Here is a 21,308-nt window from a genome sequence, read left to right as displayed (position 1 = left end):
ACCTGATAAGGGCGACGCCGATGCCTGCTGCCAGTGCGCCGGGAGCGCAGCGCGGTCGGTGGGGCATTGCCGGAGGGGCTGTGGTCAGCCGCAGGACAGCAAGCCCGCCTGCTGCTTGGCGGCCAGGACGCGATGGACACTCTGGTCCACCTGGGTACGGAAGGCCGCGTTCTGTGCCATCCGGGTCTGTACGGCCTTGGTCATGGCAGGGACCAGGTTCGGTTCGACGGTCAGGACCAGGTCCCCGCCGGCGGACAGGAAGTTCAGGGCGCGGTCGGCCACGGGTACGGACTTCACCGCCACCGCCTTCCCGAGGTCGTCCGAGATCACGACGCCCTTGAAGCCCAGTGTCTTGCGGAGCAGTCCCTGGATCACCGTGGAGGAGAACACGGCCTGGTGCTTCGCGTCGATCTTGCTGTACGTGGCCAGTGAGATCATGACGAAAGGAGCACCCGCCTTGATCCCCGACCTGAACGGCGTGATGCTCGCGCTCGTGCTCGTCGTCACCGAGTCCACCACGTTCGCCGTGGTGTCGGTGTTGCCTCGGACGTAGCCGAGTCCCGGGAAGTGCTTCAGCGTGGCCAGCACATTGGACTGGGCGAAGCCCGCGGCGAAGGCGTTGCTGTGGGAGGTCACGATCGCGGCGGTGTGGCCGAACTCGCGGTCGTACCGGCCGATCGGACCGTTGTTCCTGCCCAGGCTGGCCGGGACGACATCGGCGACGGGCGCGAGGTTCAGGTTCACACCGGCCGACTTGAGCTGTTTCGCCCACACGGCGGCCTCACTGCGAAGCTTCGAGGTAGACCAGCTTCCCTGCACCAGCCCGCTCGGTATGGTCGAGAACCCAGGACCGGACAGCACCTGCACCTGGCCGCCCTCCTGATCGGTGGAGACCAGCAGGCCTACGCGATGTCCTGACACCGTGTCGGCCTTCGCCTGAAGACTGTCGGCCAGGGACCTGGTCGCCTTCGTGCCGGACGTGCTCCGTCCGGCCAGGAACACCGACCCGACGTGGTACTGGCGCAGCACCTGGATCCGCTTCTGGTCAGGATTCGAGGCGCTGATGCCTCCCATGAAGAGCTGGCCGACTCGCTGCGGCCCGGTCATCCCCGCGAAGACCTTGTCGACGCAGGTCGCGGTCGTGCTCCTGGTCGCCGAAGCGGGTGCTTCCGGTACGACTGCAGCGTGCGAGGTGTATGTGCCGCCCAGGCCCGCGGCCGCCAGTGAGAGCGTCAGCAGCGGGACGGGCCAGACTGCCCGCTTTCCCTTCGGGCCGTGCGATGGCGCCTGCTGCGAAGTCATGCGGAAGCCCCCTTCCGGTACGCCGACCACGGACCGGGCGGGGCTTGCTCGGCCGTCGACGGCGGTCACACAGCCATTACCACCAAACGTACATCCATTCGGCGGCGTTCGCCTCTGCTGGGGAGGACCTGGCGCGCGAGGCTCGGGGACGTCGTACAGGGCACGCCGGAGCAGGGGTTGGGGCGGGCGGCGTTGGCCAACTCGTGCTCAGGGGCGTGTGGTTGGCGCCGGGAGTTGATGCCGGGTGCGGGGCGCAAGGGACCATGGTGGGGGAGGCCCGGCGGGTTCGTCGGCGGTCGGGGAGGCGTCGAGTAGGGAGAGGACTTTCCAGCGGTGCGGGCGGTGTCTCCGTGCGGGGACGCGAGCCGCGGCCGATTTCCGAATCCGCGACCTTGTCACGCCGGCCGCATCCGCCGGCGTAGAGCCGACCGCCGGTGGTGCGCACTCGGCCGTCACTCCACGACAAAGGAAGCCAGAATCCAACCGTGCCCCTGGCCGGAAAGGGATGGAATCTGTCATTGATCGCCAACGTGCAGCGTCAGCTGACATCGAATCAGCAGGTGACACGCGAGCCGGAGTGTGGCCACGACATCCCCGGCGTGGTCCGCGCCATCGTCGCCGGAAGGCCTCTCCCGAACGGCTTCGGAATCGGGCATGATGGGTCATCTGTACCGGTCAAGCGACGCTGTGCTGTCGTCAAAACTGAACTATTCACCGTTCAAATACGTCGAGCGAAGGTCCCTCCGTCCTACCCGTTGCACGCTGCCCGGTCACGCCCGCGCAGCGGTGCGTTCCGGTGGCACCGCGGCAGCAGCAATGTCGTCAACCTCGGAAGGAAGTGCCGTGGCGCCGGTGCTTGTCGGACACGAAGGACTGCTGGCCGGAGAGCGCATACCGGTGATCGGCACCCAGGTCACTTTCGGACGCAATCCCGAAAACACCGTCGTCATCTCCAGCTTGAGCGTTTCGCGCTTCCACGCGGAAATCGTCCTCGACGACACTCAGGGCTACGTGCTGCGCGACTGCGGCAGCAGCAACGGAACGCTGGTGAACGGTGAGGAGATCGACTCCCGACTCCTCAAGCCCGGGGATGATATCACCATCGGTGACCAGGAGTTCCGCTTCGAGGTTCCGGACGCCATGGAGACGATCATGGCGCTCTCCTTGCCCAGGTCTCTTACCCACGGTGACGAGGAGATCGAACGCGGGCCGGTACTGCGGGTCACCATCGCGGGCGGGGGACCCGTCGGCCTGTCACTCGCCCTGCTGCTGGAGCACTTCCTCGGCGCCCAGGTGAACATCACCGTCTACGACGGTCGATGGCGCAAACAGGGCCGCAAAATCCTCTGGAAGGACGCGAGCCAGGGCAATGTACGGCGCCAGCAGGTGGTGACCGTACAGAGTCGCCAGTACCTCAGCCTGCCCGAGGAGGTGCAGGCCCGGCTCTTCGATCCGGACAACTACACCGAAATGTGGCCCTCCGGACCCGACTCGATCGGCGATCACCACCCGCGCAACATGCGCATCGCTTACATCGAGGACCGGCTCCTCGAAGCGGCGAATGAGAAGCCGAGGCGGATCCAACTGATCCCCACCCGGTTCAGCATCGATGAGCAGCAGGACACTCTGGCCACCCAGCACGTACTGGCGATCTGCGACGGTGGGCGGTCGCGCACCCGTGACCACTTCGCCGCCAAGTTCGGCAAAGCAGACGAATCCATCTACTCGCTGAACGACCGCCATCTGCAGGACGTGGTCCTCGGCCTGCGTGTGAAATCGGGTCTGACCGACCCCATGGCGGTACTGCTGACCGTCGGGCAGAACCGGTTCCTGCTGAACTCCTTGCGTGGCGAGGGCTTCCTCAACATGCGCCTGACGGATGCGGAGACCGCAGAGGTCGTCGGCATCGATCCAGTCCGCCGCGTCTTCGAAGAGTGCATCGCCTCTCGCCCCTGCCTGATGGGGCGCGACGAGTACGGCGACTTCCAGTGCTCCACGCACAGCACCCTGTTCCTGCCGGCCCTCATCAAGGGCTCGGCCCTGTGGAAGCGGGTGGGCGAAGGGCTGCGCCTGTTCGGCGTCGAGCCGGATGACCTGAGCGCGGTCACCTCTTTCCGCCTGGACATGGTGCAACGCCCACGCTTCACCGCCGAGTTGCTGCCACACACGGCCAACTCCGCGGGTACGTACGGCTTTTTGCTGGGCGATGCCGCCAACGCCATCCACTTCTGGCCGGGGCGGGGACTCAACAGTGGCCTGGCCTCCGCGATCTCACTCGCACGGTCCCTCAACGGAGCATGGAACGGGAAGCCCTTCCGGGACGCGGACTTCCTGCGCCACGAGGCCGCCATGTCGATGCTCCAGTATCGCCACAAGAGCCGCGCCTGGAAGGCGATGGTGACCACCGACGACCAGGGAACCACCTGGGCCATCAAGGACATCATCGCGCACGGCATCGACGGAATCGCGGAGGAGCCGGATCGCGAGGCTGACACCGCGACGCTGCTGGAGCGGCTGCGCGGGATCCGCTCCCGACTGGCAACGCGCATGCCCGGTATGCCGGACGACGAGGCGATCCTGGAACGGCTGGGTACCTTGGAGGGCAGCACGCTCCGCATGCTGGTGCTCAGCGGCGCCTGGGACACACTCACCATGGGCGGCGAGGAGGTCGACATCGACATCTTCTACGGTCAGGACTCCGCCGCCGCGGCAGCGGCCGTCGAGGCCCTTGAGCCGGCCACCCAGCTCTGAGGAGCATCGACCCTGTCCGCACGTGCGAACGTGCGGTGACCTCCACGGCCACCGGACATCCAACCCTGCCCACACCCACCCTGACTGCTGCCATTTATGCGTTGGGCCACGGTAGGGATCCGGACCGCGTCGCACCGCCCGTGCATCGGCAGTCATTCACCGGGGTTTCAGGCTGCCGCGTGGCGACGGGGGCGGTAGCGGGAGGCGATGGTGGTGGTCAGGGCCTCGACGGCGTCGACGGTTGCGGTGCTCAGGGCGACGGCGCGGCTGGTCGTGGCGCTGCCGGAGCCGTCGGACGTCTCGGCCAGCAAGCCGGAGCGGGCGGTGAAGGAGTCGAAGACCGACCGCAATGCCCCCGGGGCCACGGTCTCGGCTCCGGCGGCGGCGCGGGCCAGGGCCGTGAGGTGTTCGTGCAGCGGATCGACCAGTTCGGTCAGCTCCGGCACGGTGTCCTGAGGGGCACGCGGCAGGTGTTCGCCCAGCAGGGTGGCGCATCCGGCGACCGTGGACACCTGAGTCCTGATCTGCTCCAGCTGCACACTCGACCAGGGGCCGCGGTGCTCGGCCGGCTCGGCGTGCGAGTGCTCCACCGCGGCCTCCAGGTGTTCCCTGACCTGCCGTGACCGCGCCCGCAGTGCGTCGACGGCTGCCCGGTCGGTCGCCCCGACGTCGGCGTAGCCGGTCAGCAGCTCGGGCAACAGCCGGTCCTGCACCCGCAGCCACTCAGCGAGCAGGCCCGGCACCCGCCGGGTGGACCAGGTCGGCCAGACCAGGAAGATGAGCACGGCGAGCGCGGCGCCGACCACCGTATCGGCCGCCCGGGCCCACGCCGTGGGCCCGGGCAGCCCGCCGACGTGGTGGATCAGGAAGACGATCCAGGTGGTCAGCCACAGGTTGAGCATCAACTGCCCGGTCCGCAGGGTCACGAACGATGCCGCGGCCAGCACCACCGCCACGACCGCGAGGCCGGCGGGCGACCAGGGCGGCAGGGACAGCACCCAGGCGAAGAGGCCCCCCAGCACGGCCCCGGCCGCCCGTCCCCAGCCGCGGGCGAGGGTGTGCCCGTACTCGGGGAAGAGCACCAGCATGGTGGTCAGGGCCACCCAGAAGCCGTGCGCGGAGATGCCAAGCCCGCCCCATCCGCCGATCGACCGGCCGATGACCTCAGCGACCACCACGCCCACAGCGAGCCGCACCGCATGGCGGAAGATCGGCGACTGGGGATACAGCTGTGCCCGGATCCGCCGGGCGGTGCGTGCCACGGAGGGGGTGCCCGTGTACAGGCCCGGCACCTCGGTGTGGGGTTCCAGCACATCGCCGAGGCGGTCGTCGGTCGAGCGCCGAGCCAGCTGCTCGGCCGGCCGCAGCCGCGCGGCCAGGTCGCGCGGGCCGCGCGCGGGCGAGGCGGCCGCCCACGCCTCCAGGAGGGCGTGGACCTCCTCGGGGGTGCGGTGCTCGCGGCCGGAAGCCACCGTACGGGAGATGTTGCCCAGCACCTGCGCGGCGGCGGCCAGTGCCGCCTGGTTCCCGGCCGCTGCCGCCATGGGTACCGTCAGCCGCACCGTGTGCAGCGTACGGCGGATGCGCTCGGCCTCTCCCAGCAGTCCGAACAGGGCCGCCGCCGCCGGCCGGCTGAACTGCGGCAGCAGGTCCAGGGCCTGCCGGGCCGCCGTGAACGGAGCGGACCTGCCCAGGGCGGCGGAGCCGGCCGCGACCGAAACCTCGGCGAGCGACTGGTACAGGGCTGCAAGGGTACGGCGCTGGGCGGCGAACCGCGGACCGTACGGCGGGAGCAGTTGCACCACGACGACGAGTCCGGTCCCGACCGCGATCCATCCGGCCATCACCAGGCCGCCGTGTACGTCGGGAGCGAGATCAGCCGTGATCATCAGCCCGATGACCGTGAGGCACCCCCGGATGCCGGGCGCGAGGCCCATCGTCCGCCACAGCCCGGTGGCGAACGCCGCGACCGCGAGCAGCAGCAGGAACAGCCAGGTGGTGCCGTGCACCAGGGCCCCCAGCACCGCCATCGCGCTGAAGACCGCGGCCATCCCGAGCGCGTTCACCACAGGGTGTCGCAGCGGGCTCAGCAGCGTACCGATGCCGCAGATGAACGCACCGACGCTGGCCATGGCCCCAGCCACCGGGTCGTCCAGCAGCAGGCCCAGGACCGTGGCGAGCAGCACGGCCAGTACCGCCCGTGCGATCGCCGACCGGGCAGCGAATGCCCGTTGAATGCGCAGCCCATCCCGGCCGATCGTGACCAGCGACGACCACCAGCGCATATCCGGGCCTCCTTCGCGGAACGGCGCGGGAGCAGCGCTCTCATCCTCTGCCAGCCCCGGCGTGGCTGCCACTCACCGCACCTGGACGGCGCCGCTCCGGGTGGTGAGGCAGGCGGTGACCGTGCGCTCGTCTCTTCGCGATCAGCCGTTCTGCCCTGGGGGCACCTCATGGCTGGGGTCGGGCCCGTACGGTCGGCGAGAGCGGCGGGCCGAACGCTCGTCGAGCAAGGCAAGCGCGGCATGCGGCTGACCACGGGCTCGACGTCGGCGGCGCTCAGCAAGCACTCGTACCGACTGGGGAGACAGCCCGTCAGGCTTCCGGCAGTTCGAACGGGCCGTCGTCAACTGCGCGGCAGGGCTCGTAGCACGGAGCCGCGGGCTGCCTGCCGCAGCTGCTGCTCGTTCTCCGGTTCCAGGACATCGACAGGAGCCGAGCGGTGCCGGCGTCCCCGGGCCGGGGACACGCACCAAGAGGGCGCCGTGCGCGGCGGGAAGGTGCCGGGCGCCCGGGGGTGCGTGATCCTGTAGGGGTGCGTGGTGTTCGTGCCGGTCGGATCCCGGCGGCCTATGCCGCCTCGGGCCGCCGGGCGGTACGCCTGGCCCTGGTCGCCGCGGCCGGTTTCTACCTCTTCCGCTACGGCCTCGACCGCCCCGTCGCGGCCACCTACGCCCTGTTCGCCGCCGTGGCGCTGGGCGGACTCTCCAAGATCCCCGGTACCGGGCGGCAGCGAGCCGCGGTGGTGCTGGGCCTGCTGCCCGTGTGCTGGCTGCTGGTGGTCATCGGCACCTATCTCTCGGTGCAGACCTGGAGCGCCGTCGTCGGCATGCTCGTGGTCGGCTTCGCGCTGGCCTTCGCCGCCGTGGGCGGACCCCGCCCGGCGGGCGCGGCGCCGGGCCTGCAACTCCTCTACATTCTGCCGTCCTTTCCCCCGTACGATCCCGCCTCACTCGGCGATCGGCTGATCGGGACGACCACGGGGCTGGCCCTGTTCGTCGCCGCCGAGGCTCTGATCTTCCCCGGACCTGCCCCGCCGCCGTACCGGGAGCGGGCCGCGCACGCCGCGCAGGACGCCGCGCACTGTGCGGCACTCCTGGCCGCTCCTCCGTATGCCCTGACCGGCGCGGATATCCGGGCGGCCGGTGAGGCCGGCCAGGCGCTGCGGGCCGTGACCGTGCCGGAGGCGGAACGTCCGGCGGGACCGGGGGTGCGCGACCGCGCCCTTGCGCAGACCGGTCTGGCGACTCGCGCACTGCTCAGCCGACTGACGCAACTGCCTGCCGCGCCTGGCGACTGTCCGGGACCTGACGTGAGCGCCGTACTGCACGCGGTGGCGCGACTGGCCACGGCGACCACGGCCTGCCTGAGGGCGGGACCGTCGCCGGTGGCAGCGTATGAGGAATTGGTTGCGGCCCGCGCACACCTGTCGGCCTCGTCCGCGGGCCCCGCCGCCCCCGGTGCGTGTGCGTCCGGCTCCGCCGACGGGACCGCTCCGCCGTCCGTTTTCCCGCCCGCTGTACTGCGCCGGCATGCCGCCGTGCTGGAGATCGCCGATGCTGCGCTGGCCATGGGGACGGCAGCCGATCTCGCGATGCGCGGCCGTCAGGCCTCGGTGGAGGTGCCGCCGGGTCGCTTCTGGTACGCCAGGACCTGGGCCCCGCTTCTGTGGTGGCACCGGCTGCGAGGCCATGCCGGGCGCCGGTCGGTGCTCTTCCAGAACTCCTGGCGCATCGCCATGGCCCTGACCGCGGCCCGGCTCGTGGCCGGGGTGGACACGCTGCCCCACGGGTTCTGGGCCATGCTGGCGACGCTCACCCTCACCCGGACCACCATGGACGCGACCTGGACCACCATCCGCCGGGCTCTCGCGGGCACGCTGGCCGGGGCGCTGGTCACTGCGGGGATGCTGGCCCTGGTCGGTGCCGATACCGCGGTGTACGCCGCCGTGCTGCCGGTGTGGATGCTGATCGCCTACACTGTGGGGCCGGTCAAGGGCGTCGGCTGGGCGCAGGGCCTGTTCACCGTGCTCGTGGCACTGGTCTTCGCACAGTTGGCGCCGACAACGTGGCAGCTGGCGGAGGTCCGGTTGCTGGACGTCCTGGTGGGCAGTGCGATCGGCGCCGTCTTCGGCCTGCTCGCCTGGCCCCGCGGGGCCCACGAAGAGCTGCGGTACGCGGCGGCGAGTCTCCTGCGCAGGGCGGCGGAGATCGTGGTGGCGACCAGTGCCTCGGTGGCGGAGGGCGGGAGGACGGCCGCGCCGTCCGGGGCGCCCGGCCATCGGTCGCTCCAGCAGGCGGTCATCCTCGCGGAGTCCGCGTACGCGCAGTTCCAGAGCGAGCCGACGCCGTTCGGCGGCGGGCGGCGCGGGGTGGCGATGCCCGATGTGGACTGGCAGGCAACGCTGATGGCCGGTCACCACACCCTGTGGGGGGCGGACCGGCTGTCGGAGTCGCCGCACACGGGGCTGGGCCCGGCGGCGGCCGAATCGCTCAGCGGGCTGGGCGATCGTGTGGCCGGGCGGATGTTGCTTGTCTCGGCAGCGGTGGATCCCGGCGGTGACACTCCGACTGCGCCCCTGCCGTTGATCGACCCGGCTCTCCCGGGGTTCGCCGCGGAGCCGTCCGGTGCGCCGCGGCTTTACTACGCCACCGTGTCGTGGCTGGACGCGCTGATGACCGATCTGGCACGGATCGCACACGGCGGGCACGGACCCGAGCGCGAGGGAACGACCACTGCGCACTGAGGCCCTGACCGCAGCGGCCGCCCCCCTTGAGCGACAGATGCGGCGCTCGGGGCGTCTGCGCGCGCACCAGGCCCTTCCTTCCGCCCGCAGCGCAGCCACCGCGGCCGTGCCCCATCCACTCGGCCACCTGGTCGATCAGCATGTCCCGCATGGGGATGGGGTCACCCGTCGGCGAGCCGCCTGACGTACTCGCCGGCCTCCAGCGCACCCTGCACCGCCTGATCCGGCACAGGGCGGGCCTCGAGGGCGGAACGGACCTGGCCACGCAACAGGGGCTGCGCCTCCCTGAGGTGGAGGTGCTGACCGAACTCGACCACCCCGTCCGCTGGTTCCCCGTTCCGGGCATGTTCGGGGGTTTCGAGGACATCGAACGGGGCGGTCCAAGGAACGGTCTTGAAGCCGTTCGCGGGATCGTGACGAGAGCGGTCCCTCTTTCAGGAGCGTGCGCTCGCCGTCCGCGACACGCCTGGTCGGGCCTGCTCCTTGTTGACGGTGTGTGCGGGCCGTCAGGCCGGGCTGTCGGCGGGCGCCTCGTCGGAGTCGAGGATCGAGATCTCCAGTTTGCGCAGCAGCCGGGCGAGCTGACGGCGTTCGGAGGGGGAGAGTCCGGCCAGCATCCGCCGCTCGTTGTCCAGGTGCTCGGCGAAAACAGTGTCGACCGTGGCCAGGCCCTGCTCGGTGAGACGTGAATACACGACCCTGCGGTCGTCGGCATCCCGTTCGCGGACGATCAGCCCGTCCTTCTCCAGCCGGTCGATCCGCAGAGTCACCCCGGCCGAGGAGACCAGGCCGGAGTCGGCGAGCTGTCCGGCCGTCAGCCGGAATGGCTCACCGGACCGCCGGAGCGCGGTGAGCACGTCGAAGCCGGCGACGGACAGGCCTTGGCGCTCGATCGAGGAGGTGAGCCGGGTGTTGTACCGCAGGAAGGAACGGTGCAGCCGGGCGAGGACCTCCAACGGGCTGGTGTCCAGCTCGGGGCGTTCACGCGCCCAGTCCTCTATCACATGCGCCACGGCGTCCAGGTCCGTCGGCCTCGATGCAGCCATGATCATCCCCTCGTACAGCGGCCGCGAAGATTCTCACGGTGCTGAGAATCTTACTGCTGAAAGGACGGACCCCCGCCGGGGAGGCCGTGCCGGTCAGTCGGCCGAACGCCGCCGCAGCGCCCGGATCAGCACGACGGCGACCAGGAGCGCCGCCGCTCCGGCTGGGCGGCCTCGGTGCCCACGGCACAATTCGCCCCCGCGGCGGCAGAGGTACTGGCCACGGCCTTCGGCGATATGGACACGCGGGGCGCGGAGTGTCCGGATGCGGCCGACACGGACGCGCGGGACCCATCCGAAGGGGACATCGATGCGACCACGGGGGACACGGATGCGGCCACGGACACCGGCGCGCCCGCGACGGTACGGCCGGACCGCTGAGCGGGAGCGCGACAGGGACGACCGCCGGATCGTCTGGTCGTTTCTCACCCCGGAGGCAGGCCCGGCGGCGCGTATCCGTGTCGCATGGTCGGTCGGTGCGGGAGCGCGAACTGCTCGGCCGGCACCGGGGGACCGGCGCCGGGGGACCGGCGCCGGCTCACCGGACTGTTCGTCGGCCTGGGGCGGTCGCTCGAGCAGTGGTGTGGCAGCCGGACGGCGACGGATGAAAGGGGCCGGTGGTTCCGGGCGTCGCGCTCGGCACCACCGGCCCCGGCCGGGCGTCGCGCTGGGCACCGTCTGCCCCGGCCGCTTGACGCCTACGGCGCCTCAGGAGTTGAGCTCCTCGAGCGTCCTCCCCTTGGTTTCGACGGCGAACCAGGCGATCACCGCGCCGACCACGGCCACCACGGCGAGCTGGGCGAAGACCAGGGACAGGCTGCCGCCCGCCCCGATGATCGCGCCCACCGCAACCGGCCCGAGGATGACGCCGATCCGGTTCGACAGACCGCCGAACGCGGCACCTCGGGCCCGGTTGACCGTGGGGTACAGCTCCGGCGAGTAGAGGTAGAGCCCGGCGTTGATCGCGTACAGGAAGAACGTCGTACAGGAGGCGAACACCGCGACCTGGCTGCCCGAGGTCGCGCCGGCCAGCGCGAGCACGGCCAGCGAGAGCGCGGTGCCGACCAGCGCGCCCAGCAGTGCGGGCCTGCGGCCGAGCCGGTCGATCAGCATGGCCATCACGAACGTGCCGAGCAGCCCGGTGACATTGCTGAGCAGGGTGTAGACGAGCGCCGAGGTCAGATCCAGGCCGAACTCCCTGGTGTAGAGCGACGGCAACCAGGTGGAGATGCCGTGGTTGACGTAGTACGCCACGAACCACAGGCCGGACAGGACCGCGGTACGCCGCAGATAGCGTCCCCGGAAGAGATCCATCAGGCTGCCCTTGGGCTCCGGGGTGTCGGGGGTGGTGGTGGGGGCGGGCAGTGCCTCGGCGGTCGTGCGGGCGACCTCCGCCTCGATACGGGCGATGGTCGCCTCGGCCTCGGCCGTGCGCCCCCGGGCCAGCAGCCAGCGCGGGGACTCCTCGACCTGTCGGGGGAGCGCGACGGCGAGCAGCGCCGGCAGGGCACCGACGAGGAACATGGCGCGCCAGCCGAACTGGGGGACGACCCACACGGCGAGCAGGGTGGCGGCCGCCAGGCCGGCCGGGAAGATCATCTCGTAGAGCAGGACGAAGCGGCCCCGTTTGTCGGAGCGGGCGATCTCGTTGATGTAGGTGGCGGCGACCGGGACCACGCCGCCGATGCCCAGCCCCTGGAGGAACCGGAACAGCGAGAACAGCTCGATGTTCTGGGAGAGGGCCACGGCCAGGCTGGACAGTCCGGTGACGGCGATGCCCAGGGCGACGGTGCGCACCCGGCCGATGCGGTCGCCCAGCCAGCCCGCGGCCAGCGCTCCGAGCAGCATGCCGATGGAGGCGGAGGTGACCGCGAAGGTGGCCTGGCCGGTGGTCAGGTGCCATTCCTTCGTCAGGACGGGCAGGGCGGAGGCGGCCAGCAGCTGGTCGAACGCCTCGAAGAAGGTGACGGTGCCGATCAGGAACCGGACTTTGACATGCCAGCGTGAGTGCGGCAGTCGTTCGAGTCGCGCGGCTATCGAGCCGAGCGCTGGCTTGCCGACCACAGTCGTCATGGAGGAAGTCCTTCCGCGGGCAGAGGAGTTGCGGAGACACTAGGTTCCTGTATCTAAGCGGTCAATGGTTAAGGGCTTAAGAAGTTCTGTTGCGGCAACATGACGGCCATCTTCGCGCCTGTGCAGGTCAAGCTCAAGGTCTGTCGGTGAGAGATTTCGGCACGGGGCCTTGCGGGAAATTAGTTAAGCGCTTAGATTTCTAGCACTTCGGCAGTCCCGGTGAGCGGCGGCGCGCAGGACGCGCCCGCCTCCGGGGAGCCGACCGCCTTCCCGCCCGCCTCGCCCGGAGGTCCACCGTGCCCCAGTACTCCACCGACATCCTGATCGCGGGCCAGTGGCGCCGTGGTGCGGGCGAGCCCGTCGACACCGTCGACCCGGCGACCGGCCGAGTCCTGGCCACCGTGCACACGGCCTCGGCCGACGAGGTCGCGGAAGCGGCCGAGGCCGCCGCGGTCGCGATGGCGGAGCCGGCCTGGCGGGATCTGCTTCCCCACGAACGGGCCCGGCTGCTGTACCGCATCGCCGAGCTGACCGAACAGGCGGCCGGTGAGCTCTCCGCACTCCAGACCGCCGACACCGGCAAGACCCTCACCGAGACCCGCGCCCTCGCCCTCAGCGCGGCCGGCACCTTCCGCTACATGGGTGCCGCCCTGGAAACCGCCGAGGACCGTCTCACCCCGTCGCGCGGCCCCTACGCCACCATGAGCGTGTACGAACCCGTCGGGGTCGTGGGCGCGATCAACCCCTGGAACTCGCCCGTCGCCAGCGACGCGCAGAAGATCGCGCCCGCGCTCGCCGCCGGCAACGCGGTCCTGCTCAAGCCCGCCGCCTGGACCCCGCTGGTCTCGCTGGCACTGGGCCGGCTGATCACCCAGGCCCTCGACGAACTCCGCCTGCCCGCCGCCCTGTTGTCGGTACTGCCCGGCAGCGGCCGCGTCGTCGGCGACGCCATCGTGCGCCACCCGCTCGTCGCCCGCATCGGCTTCACCGGCGGCACGGAAACGGGCCGCTCCATCGCCGAGGCCGCGGCACGCAAGCTCATCCCCGCCTCCCTGGAGCTCGGCGGCAAGTCGCCCACCATCGTGCGGGCCGACGCCGACATCGAACAAGCCCTGGCCGGAGTGCTGTTCGGGATCTTCTCCTCCAGCGGCCAGTCCTGCATCGCCGGGTCCCGGCTCTTCGTGGCCCGCGAGATCTACGACTCCTTCGTCGCGGAACTCGTCGAACGCGTCCGCAAGCTGCGTGTCGGCCCCGGCACCGACCCGGCCACCCAGGTCGGCCCCCTGGTCCACCACCGCCACCGCGACTCCGTCGCCGGCTACGTCGACCTCGCCCGCTCCGAGGGCGCCAGGGTGCTGTGCGGCGGCGCCGCCCCCGAAGGAGAGGAGTACGCGGACGGCGCGTACTACCTGCCCACCGTCCTCGACGGGCTGGCGAACACCTCCCGCACCTGCCAGGAAGAGATCTTCGGCCCCGTCCTGGTCGCCCTGCCCTACGACGACGAGGACGACCTCGTCCGCCAGGCCAACGACTCCGTCTACGGACTGGCCTGCGGCATCTGGACCCGGGACCTCGGCGCCGCCTGGCGGATCGCCCGCCGGATCGAGGCCGGCACCGTCTGGATCAACACCTACAAGCAGTTCAGCGCCTCCACCCCGTTCAGCGGATGGAAGGACAGCGGCCTCGGCACCGAGAAGGGCCGGGACGCGATCCGCGCCTACCAGCGCCAGAAGTCCTTGTACTGGGGCACCTCGAGCCACCGGCTTCCCTGGGCCGGCTGACCCCCGGCACGCCCGCCCGTACGCCCGCCCCGCCCGTCTGGAGAGAACCGATGCACCCACCACCCCCCGGCCCGATCGCCCGGCTCCGCTCCCTGCGCTACGTCGAGCTGCACACCCCGGCCTTCACCGAAGCCGCCGACTTCTACGAAGAGGTCTGGGGCCTGGAGACGGTCGAGTCCGACAGCGGCGCCCGCTGGCTGCGCGGCACCGGCGACGAACACCACGTCTTGCACCTGACCGAACGGGACCGGGTCGGCCTCGGACGCATCGCCTTCGCCGTCGCCACCCCCGCCGAGGTCGACGAGGCCGCGCGGCGCCTTCAGGCCCACTCCCTCGTCCCTGTCGCCGGACCCGGACCGCTGGACCAGGCCGGCGGCGGCTACGGACTGCGCTTCACCGACCCCGAGGGCCGGCTCATCGAGATCAGCGCCCAGGTCGAGGCCGTCCTCCCGCGCGGCCGGGACGGCGCCGTGCCCGTCGGGGTCACGCACGCCGTGCTCAACACCACCGACATCGACGCCGCCGTCGCCTTCTTCTGCGACGTCCTCGGACTGCGGGTCTCGGACTGGTCCGAACACCAGATGGCGTTCCTGCGCTGCAACAGCGACCACCACTGCATCGCCTTCAACCAGGCCGAGTGGACCTCGCTGAACCACGTGGCCTACGAGATGTCCTCCGTGGACCACTTCATGCGGGGCCTCGGACGGCTGCGCCACCACGGCATCACCCCGCAGTGGGGCCCCGGCCGGCACGGCCCCGGCAACAACACCTTCTCCTACTTCACCGATCCTTCCGGACTGGTCTGCGAATACACCTCGGAGGTCGCCCAGATCGTCGAGGACGCCTGGATCGCCCGGGTGTGGCGGCGGGTGCCGGACCTGTCCGACCTGTGGGGGACGGCCGGAGCGCCGTCCAAGGAGATCCGCTGCCACATGGCCGGCGTACCCGACCCGGGACCGCTCGCCCCCGTCGACGCCCAGGAGGCCCTCGCATGAGCACCGTACGCAAGGTCGGCGTCGTCGGCTGGGGCGCGATCGGACGGGTCGTCGGCACCGCACTCGCCGAAGGGCGGGTGGCCGGAGCCGAACTCGTCTGCGTCGTCGACAACCGGCCCCTCGGCGAGGCGGCCCCGGCCCGCCAGGTCCCCCTGGAGGAGGCCCTCGGCATCTGCGACCTGATCGTGGAGGCGGCCGGCCAGGGCCTCGTACGGCAATGGGGCGAGAAGGTGCTGGCCTCCGGCACCGATCTGCTGATCGCCTCCACCGGCGCGCTCACCGACGACGACCTCGCCAAACGGCTCCTCGCGGCCGGACCCGGCCGGGTGTACTTCACCGGCGGCGCGGTCGGCGGCCTGGACCTGCTCCAGGCGGTCAGCCTGCTCGGCCCGCTGGACGAGGTCAGGCTCACCACCACCAAGCTGCCCTCGACCCTCGAACAGCCCTGGATGGACGAGGAACTGCTGACCCGGATGCGGACCGCGACCGAACCGGTCGAGGTGATGTCCGGCACCGCGCGCGAGGTGCCCGGCAAGTTCCCCAAATCCACGAACGTGGCCGCCTCGGTCGCGCTGGCCGTCGGCGACCTGGACACTGTGCGGGTCCAGGTCGTCGCCGACCCGGCCGCCCGGCACACCCGCCATGTCATCGAGGCCCAAGGAGCCCACGGCTCCTACCGGTTCGAGGTCGCCCACCTGCCCGACCCCGGCAACCCCGCCACCAGCCAGGTGGTGCCGTACGCCGTGCTGCGCAGCCTCGCCGCGCTCGCCGGCCGCAGCGGGCAGATCCTGTGAGCGCCCGCACCACCGGCATCCATGTCGAGGAGGCCGGCGACCGGGGACCCCTGCTGCTGTGCCTGCACGGCATCGGATCGTCCTCCGCCGCGTTCGCCCCACAGCTCGCCGAACTCTCCGCCCACGCGAGGGTCGTGGCCTGGGACGCCCCCGGATACGCCAGGTCCGCCGACCCCGAGACCCCCTACGGCCTCGACGACTACGCGGACGCCGCCGCCGCGCTGATCCGCGAACGCGGCACCAGCGCCCATGTCCTCGGCGTCTCCTGGGGCGGCGTCATCGCGCTGCGCCTGGCCACCCGCCACCCCGGACTCGTCGACTCCCTGATCGTCGCCGACTCCAGCCCCGGCTCCGGCACCGACCCGGCCAGGGCCGAGGCCATGCGGGCCCGCGCCACCGACCTCGCCGAAGTCGGCCCGCGCGCCTTCGCCGAGGCCCGGGGCCCGCGGCTGGTCTCGCCCGACGCACCGGAGGAACTGGTGCGCCGCGTCGTGGACACCATGGCCGCCTCCGTACGCCTGCCGGGCTACGCCTACGCCGCGCAGTCCATGGCCGCCGCCGACCTGCGTGCCGAACTTCCCTCGATCGCCGCGCCCACCCTCGTCCTGTGCGGCGAACACGACCGGGTCACCGGCGTCGAGGCGAGTCAGGCCATCGCCGGGGCCATCCACAAGACCGCCTACGTGATCGTCAAGGACGCCGGTCACCTGGCCAACCAGGAGCAGCCCGAGCGCTTCGACGCCTGGGTCCTCTCCCACCTCCGTATCACCGCAACCCTCCCTGAACAGGAGCTCACCTCATGCCACTGACCACCGACGCGTACGACAACGGCAGCGACCTCGCCGCGTACACCGACTCCCTCGTCGCCACCAAGGCCTCCCGGGTCGCCGACTTCGACACCCTCTCCTTCCAGGAGAAGGCCGGCCCGCAGTACCGCCGCGGCCAGATCCGCTACGTCGGCTCCGGCGCCACAGGCAACCACGAGAGCGACAGCCGCATCCTCCCGTCCGGCGGCTTCACCTTCTCCAACATGCTGCTGCCGCCGGGCGCCGAGGGCCCGGCCCACACCCACCACGACGTGGAAGAGGCCTTCTTCGTCCTGGAGGGCGAGGTCAAGGTCGGCATCCACCGCGGCGCCGACGAGGCGGAGTACCGCACCCTGGGCTACCGCGACATGATCGTGGTCCCGGCCGGGGTGACCCGCTCCCTCAAGAACGAGGGCGACACCGACGCCCTGTTCTGCGTCGTCATCGGCACCCAGAAGCCGCAGGTGCCCACCTACCCCGAGTACTCGCCGATGCACGGCGTCACCCGTGACTGACCGATCCCCGGCAGACGTACGCACCGTCGTCGTCACCGGAGCGGGCCGTGGCCTCGGACTGGCCATGGCCCGCCGGGCCGGCACCGACGGCTTCCGGGTCGTCCTCGCCGAACTGGAACGGGAGCGCGGCGAAGAGGCCGCCGCCGCACTGCGCGACGAAGGCATCGACGCCCGCTTCGTGCCCTGCGACGTCGCCGACCCCGCCTCCGTGGACGCGCTCGCCGACGCCGTACGCGCACTGGGCCCGCTCTACGGCCTGGTCAACAACGCGGCCCTGGCCAACGGCGTCGGCGGCAAGGAGTTCCAGGACATCGACATCGAGGTGTGGGACCGGCTGATGACGGTCAACGCCCGCAGCCCCTGGCTGGTGTCCAAGGCCCTGTACCCGCTGCTGACCAGGCCCGGCCGGATCGTGAACATCGCCTCCGACGCCGCCCTGTACGGCTCGCCGCGCCTGGCTCACTACATCGCCTCCAAGGGCGCGGTCATCGCCCTGACCCGCGCCATGGCGCGCGAACTCGGCGACAAGGGGATCACCGTCAACGCGGTCGCCCCCGGCCTCACCGAGTGCGAGGCCACCGAGACCGTGCCCGCCGAGCGGCACGACCTCTACCGCCTGAACCGGGCCATCACCCGCCCCCAGCAGCCGGACGACCTCACCGGGATCGTCTCGTACCTGCTCGGCGAGGAGTCCCGCTATCTGACCGGACAGGTGATCGCCGTCAACGGCGGCTTCACCATGCACTGAACCTCGTGCACTGAACCACATGCACTGAACCACATGCACTGAACCACAGGAGAAACCGTCATGGATCTGGGCCTCGCCGACCGCACCATCGTGGTCACCGGCGGCAGCTCGGGCGTCGGCCTGGCCGCGGTACGCGCCCTGCTCGACGAGGGCGCACGCGTCGCCACCTGCGGCCGTGACGCCGACCGGCTGGCCAAGGCGGTCGCCGGCCTCGGCGCCGGCCCCGACCGCCTGCTGACCGGCGTCTGCGACGTACGCGACGCTGCCGCGGTGGGCGACTTCGTCCGACGCACCGCCGACACCTTCGGCGGCATCGACGGACTCGTCAACAACGCCGGACAGTCCCGTATGAAGGGCCTCGACGACTCGACCGCCGCGGACTGGCGCGACGAACTGGAGCTGAAGTTCGCCGGAGTGCTCAACCCGCTGCACGCCGCCCGCCCCCATCTCGCCGCCTCCGGCTGCGCGAGCGTCGTCAACATCAACGCCGTGCTCGCCAAGCAGCCCGAGATCCGGCTGATCACCACCAGCGCCGCCCGCGCGGGCATCCTCAACCTCTCCAAGTCCCTGTCGGTGGAACTCGCCGGCGAGGGCATCCGGGTCAACTCCGTCTGCCTCGGACTCATCGACACCGGCCAGTGGACCCGCCGTCACGCCGCCGCCGACAACGGCCTCAGCTACGCGGACTGGCAGGCCGAACTGGCCGCCGACCGGGGCATCGCACTCGGCCGGCTCGGCCGGGCCGAGGAGGTCGCCTACGCGGTCGTCACCCTGCTGTCCCCACGCGCCTCGTACATCACCGGCACCGGCATCGACGTCTGCGGCGGCGTCGGCCGCTCCATCCTCTGAGGAGACACCATGCGTCACGACAACGGAGGCGATCTCCTCGTCGCCGTCCTGCGCGAACTCGGCATCGACACCGTGTTCGGCATCGTCAGCGTCCACAACCTGCCGCTCGTCGAAGCCGTCGACCGCGAACTGCGCTTCGTGCCCGTACGGCACGAGGCCTCCGCGGTGAACGCCGCCGACGCCTACGGCCGCGCCCGCGGCACCCTCGGCTGCGCTCTCACCTCCACCGGCACCGGAGCCGGCAACGCTGCCGGATCGCTGATCGAATCGCTCAGCGCGGGCAGCTCCGTGCTGCACGTCACCGGACAGGTCGCGAGTGAATTCCTCGGCAGCGGACGTGGATTCATCCACGAGACCAAGGACCAGCTCGGCATGCTGAGCGCGGTCTCCGCCTACGCGGCGAGCGTGCCGGACAGCGCACAGGCAGGCCGGATCCTGCGAGAAGCCGCCCGCGCCGCCCTCACCGCACCCGGCGGTCCCGCCAGCGTCGAGTGGCCCATCGACCTGCAGTACGCGGCACAGACCGACGACAGCGCCGGCCTCCCGACCGCCCCCGAGCCCCCCGCCCCCGCGACGGGCGCACTGGAGGCCGCCGGGGCACTCCTGGCCTCCGCACGCCGCCCCCTCCTGTGGGCGGGCGGCGGCGCGGTCACCGCCCGCGACGAGCTGACCCGCCTCCTCGAGGCCACCGGCGCCGGCCTCCTCACGTCCAACTCCGGGCGCGGCACCGTACCCGAGGACCACGGCCAGGTCATCGGCAACTTCGCCACCACCCCCGCCGTACGGGCACTGCTCGCCGACGCCGACCTCTTGCTCACCGTCGGCACCCACTTCCGGTCCAACGAGACGGCCGACTACACCCTGGACCTGCCCGCCGCACACATCCAGATCGATATCGACGCCGCCGCGCTCGGCCGCGTGTACCCCGCCGCCCACGCCCTGCACGGCACCGCCGCCGCCACCCTGGCCGCCCTGCTGCCGTACGCTGCCGAGGCCGAGACCGGCTGGAGCGACCGCGTCACCGCTGTCCGCACCGAGGTGCGGGAGGCCCTGCACGCCGGCATCGGACCCCAGGCCGCGATCTGCGACGCCATCCGCGCGGCCCTGCCCCGCGAGGCCGTCGTCGCCCGTGACGTCACCATCCCCTCCAGCAGCTGGGGCAACCGGCTCCTGGAGATGTACGACCCCCGCGACAACGTCTTCCCGCGCGGCGGCGGCATCGGCCAAGGACTCGGCATGGGCATCGGCGCCGCGCTCGCCAGGCCCGGCCGGCCCACCGTCGTGATCGCCGGGGATGGCGGACTCGCCGTCCACCTCGGTGAACTCCTCACCCTCGCCCAGGAACGACCGCGCCTCACCCTGATCGTCTTCAACGACGGCGGGTACGGCGTGCTGCGCAACATGCAGGACCGCTACAGCGAACGCCGCTCCGGCGTCGACCTCACCACCCCCGACTTCGCGCTCCTCGCCCAGGCCTGCCGGCTGCCCTACGCCCGCATCGCCGCGGAACACGAGGCCGCCGAGGTCATCACCGCGGCCGTCGCCTCCGACGGCCCGACCCTCGTCGAGGTCGACCTGACCGCGCTCGGACCGATGAAGAACCCGTTCACCCCGCCCGTGCGCATCCCGGGCCAGTAGCCCGCCCGCCCGAACTGCCGGTAAGGAGGCCCCAGGCCATGAGCGAGAACGCACTCCAGCTGACCGTCCGCCGAATGACATGGGAGGCCGACGGCGTCCTGTCCGTCGAGCTGACCCACCCCGACGGCAAACCCCTGCCCGCCTGGACGCCCGGCGCCCACCTCGACGTCCACGTCGGCGGGCACATCCGCCAGTACAGTCTGTGCGGCGACCCGCACGAGAGCGACGTCTACCGCATCGGCGTGCTCAACGAGACCGCCTCACGCGGCGGTTCGCGCCACATCCACACCAAGCTCCGCCCCGGCCAGCAGATCACGGTCTCCGAACCGCGCAACAACTTCGCCCTGGAGGACGCCGACGGCTACGTGTTCGTCGCCGGCGGCATCGGCATCACCCCGCTGCTGGCGATGGCCCGCGAGGCGACCCGGCGCAACACCTCCTGGCGAATGGTCTACGGCGGCCGGAGCCGGGCGTCCATGGCCTTCACCGCCGAACTCGCCGCACTCGGCGGCGACATCCTGCTCGTACCACAGGACGAGCAGGGCCACATCGACCTGGACACCGTGCTCGCGGACTTGCCCGCAGGGACGCTGGTGTACTCCTGCGGCCCTGAACCGCTGCTCAACGCGGTCCAGGAACGCAGCCCCGAGGACCGGTTGCGCCTGGAGCGCTTCGCCGCCCCCGTCGTGGAGCGCACCGGCCAGGACGAGGCGTTCGAGGTCGAGTGCCGTACCTCCGGGGTGACACTCACCGTCGGCGCCGACACCTCCATCCTGGAGGCCGCCGAGAACGCCGGGCTCAGCGTGAGCAACTCCTGCCGCGACGGGATCTGCGGCTCCTGCGAGACCCGGATCATCGACGGCACCCCCGACCACCGCGACTTCCTCCTGAGCGAGGCCGAGCGCGCGACCGGCGACACCATGATGATCTGTGTCTCACGGTGTGCCTCCCGCAGTCGGCTCATCCTCGAGCTGTGACCCCTTCGAC

The 21,308-nt window shown here is 71.3% G+C and carries 16 protein-coding genes; 11 read left to right on the top strand and 5 right to left on the bottom strand.

All coding sequences use genetic code 11. The features are described from left to right. Positions 1–84: 84 nt before the first annotated feature. Positions 85–1,302 (bottom strand): glycoside hydrolase family 3 N-terminal domain-containing protein, encoded by a 1,218-nt coding sequence (locus tag ABT114_RS36860; protein WP_351147570.1) that lies wholly within the window; start codon positions 1,300–1,302, stop codon positions 85–87. 579 nt (positions 1,303–1,881) lie between these two features. On the opposite strand from ABT114_RS36860, the gene ABT114_RS36855 reads away from it, so the two are divergent. Next, positions 1,882–4,053 carry an FHA domain-containing protein gene (locus ABT114_RS36855; RefSeq protein ID WP_351147568.1) on the top strand — a complete coding sequence of 724 codons (2,172 nt, stop codon included), beginning with the start codon at positions 1,882–1,884 and terminating at the stop codon, positions 4,051–4,053. A gap of 167 nt (positions 4,054–4,220) precedes the next feature. Here the strand turns inward: ABT114_RS36855 and ABT114_RS36850 are convergent, their stop codons facing one another. Next, complete coding sequence (locus ABT114_RS36850; protein WP_351147566.1) at positions 4,221–6,338, bottom strand: FUSC family protein; 2,118 nt, start codon at positions 6,336–6,338, stop codon at positions 4,221–4,223. Between the two features lie 530 nt (positions 6,339–6,868). Between ABT114_RS36850 and ABT114_RS36845 the strand changes: the two genes are divergently transcribed. Beyond that, complete coding sequence (locus tag ABT114_RS36845; protein ID WP_351147564.1) at positions 6,869–9,079, top strand: FUSC family protein; 2,211 nt, start codon at positions 6,869–6,871, stop codon at positions 9,077–9,079. Between the two features lie 161 nt (positions 9,080–9,240). Here the strand turns inward: ABT114_RS36845 and ABT114_RS36840 are convergent, their stop codons facing one another. The 3 genes from ABT114_RS36840 to ABT114_RS36830 all read right to left on the bottom strand — a co-directional run bounded on the left by ABT114_RS36840 (position 9,241) and on the right by ABT114_RS36830 (position 12,195). Continuing rightward, positions 9,241–9,396 carry a hypothetical protein gene (locus tag ABT114_RS36840; RefSeq protein WP_351147562.1) on the bottom strand — a complete coding sequence of 52 codons (156 nt, stop codon included), beginning with the start codon at positions 9,394–9,396 and terminating at the stop codon, positions 9,241–9,243. Positions 9,397–9,585: 189 nt separating this feature from the next. Further along, on the bottom strand, positions 9,586–10,131 hold the full coding sequence (locus tag ABT114_RS36835; protein ID WP_351147561.1) for a MarR family winged helix-turn-helix transcriptional regulator: 546 nt from the start codon (positions 10,129–10,131) through the stop codon (positions 9,586–9,588). Positions 10,132–10,830: 699 nt separating this feature from the next. Continuing rightward, positions 10,831–12,195, bottom strand: coding sequence for an MFS transporter (locus tag ABT114_RS36830; RefSeq protein WP_351147559.1), 1,365 nt, complete (start codon positions 12,193–12,195; stop codon positions 10,831–10,833). 296 nt (positions 12,196–12,491) lie between these two features. On the opposite strand from ABT114_RS36830, the gene ABT114_RS36825 reads away from it, so the two are divergent. The 9 genes from ABT114_RS36825 to ABT114_RS36785 are packed head-to-tail and all read left to right on the top strand — an operon-like array spanning position 12,492 to position 21,298. Beyond that, entirely contained in the window at positions 12,492–13,976 is a 1,485-nt protein-coding gene (locus ABT114_RS36825; protein ID WP_351147558.1) for an aldehyde dehydrogenase, read from the top strand. 50 nt (positions 13,977–14,026) lie between these two features. Further along, positions 14,027–14,971, top strand: a complete 945-nt coding sequence (locus ABT114_RS36820) for a VOC family protein (protein WP_351147556.1) — start codon at positions 14,027–14,029, stop codon at positions 14,969–14,971. After that, positions 14,968–15,765: an aspartate dehydrogenase domain-containing protein gene (locus ABT114_RS36815; protein ID WP_351147554.1), complete on the top strand. Its 798-nt coding sequence runs from the start codon at positions 14,968–14,970 to the stop codon at positions 15,763–15,765. Before ABT114_RS36820 ends, ABT114_RS36815 begins: the two co-directional genes overlap by 4 nt. Then, positions 15,762–16,574 (top strand): alpha/beta fold hydrolase, encoded by an 813-nt coding sequence (locus ABT114_RS36810; protein ID WP_351147552.1) that lies wholly within the window; start codon positions 15,762–15,764, stop codon positions 16,572–16,574. The genes ABT114_RS36815 and ABT114_RS36810 overlap by 4 nt, the downstream gene beginning before the upstream one ends. Further along, positions 16,565–17,086, top strand: a complete 522-nt coding sequence (locus tag ABT114_RS36805; RefSeq protein ID WP_351147550.1) for a cupin domain-containing protein — start codon at positions 16,565–16,567, stop codon at positions 17,084–17,086. Before ABT114_RS36810 ends, ABT114_RS36805 begins: the two co-directional genes overlap by 10 nt. Beyond that, positions 17,079–17,834, top strand: a complete 756-nt coding sequence (locus ABT114_RS36800; RefSeq protein ID WP_351147548.1) for an SDR family oxidoreductase — start codon at positions 17,079–17,081, stop codon at positions 17,832–17,834. The genes ABT114_RS36805 and ABT114_RS36800 overlap by 8 nt, the downstream gene beginning before the upstream one ends. 60 nt (positions 17,835–17,894) lie before the next feature. Then, positions 17,895–18,683 carry an SDR family oxidoreductase gene (locus ABT114_RS36795; RefSeq protein ID WP_351147546.1) on the top strand — a complete coding sequence of 263 codons (789 nt, stop codon included), beginning with the start codon at positions 17,895–17,897 and terminating at the stop codon, positions 18,681–18,683. Between the two features lie 9 nt (positions 18,684–18,692). Continuing rightward, positions 18,693–20,321, top strand: coding sequence for a thiamine pyrophosphate-binding protein (locus ABT114_RS36790; protein WP_351147544.1), 1,629 nt, complete (start codon positions 18,693–18,695; stop codon positions 20,319–20,321). A 38-nt stretch (positions 20,322–20,359) separates the two neighbouring features. Further along, positions 20,360–21,298, top strand: a complete 939-nt coding sequence (locus tag ABT114_RS36785; protein WP_351147543.1) for a PDR/VanB family oxidoreductase — start codon at positions 20,360–20,362, stop codon at positions 21,296–21,298. Positions 21,299–21,308: the final 10 nt, after the last annotated feature.

The sequence above is a fragment of the Streptomyces sp. NPDC002088 genome, from assembly GCF_040296605.1.
Lineage (GTDB): Bacteria > Actinomycetota > Actinomycetes > Streptomycetales > Streptomycetaceae > Streptomyces.
Note: the sequence above shows the minus strand (reverse complement) of the source record. Positions and strands in the feature narration are given on the sequence as shown.

What these genes read in the sequence shown, in the direction of transcription:
- ABT114_RS36835 (WP_351147561.1), bottom strand. Translation starts at nt 10,131, where the DNA reads ATGATCATGGCTGCATCGAGGCCGACGGACCTGGACGCCGTGGCGCAT.
- ABT114_RS36850 (WP_351147566.1), bottom strand. Translation starts at nt 6,338, where the DNA reads ATGCGCTGGTGGTCGTCGCTGGTCACGATCGGCCGGGATGGGCTGCGC.
- ABT114_RS36830 (WP_351147559.1), bottom strand. Translation starts at nt 12,195, where the DNA reads ATGACGACTGTGGTCGGCAAGCCAGCGCTCGGCTCGATAGCCGCGCGA.
- ABT114_RS36820 (WP_351147556.1), top strand. Translation starts at nt 14,027, where the DNA reads ATGCACCCACCACCCCCCGGCCCGATCGCCCGGCTCCGCTCCCTGCGC.
- ABT114_RS36790 (WP_351147544.1), top strand. Translation starts at nt 18,693, where the DNA reads ATGCGTCACGACAACGGAGGCGATCTCCTCGTCGCCGTCCTGCGCGAA.
- ABT114_RS36785 (WP_351147543.1), top strand. Translation starts at nt 20,360, where the DNA reads ATGAGCGAGAACGCACTCCAGCTGACCGTCCGCCGAATGACATGGGAG.
- ABT114_RS36795 (WP_351147546.1), top strand. Translation starts at nt 17,895, where the DNA reads ATGGATCTGGGCCTCGCCGACCGCACCATCGTGGTCACCGGCGGCAGC.
- ABT114_RS36860 (WP_351147570.1), bottom strand. Translation starts at nt 1,302, where the DNA reads ATGACTTCGCAGCAGGCGCCATCGCACGGCCCGAAGGGAAAGCGGGCA.
- ABT114_RS36805 (WP_351147550.1), top strand. Translation starts at nt 16,565, where the DNA reads ATGCCACTGACCACCGACGCGTACGACAACGGCAGCGACCTCGCCGCG.
- ABT114_RS36815 (WP_351147554.1), top strand. Translation starts at nt 14,968, where the DNA reads ATGAGCACCGTACGCAAGGTCGGCGTCGTCGGCTGGGGCGCGATCGGA.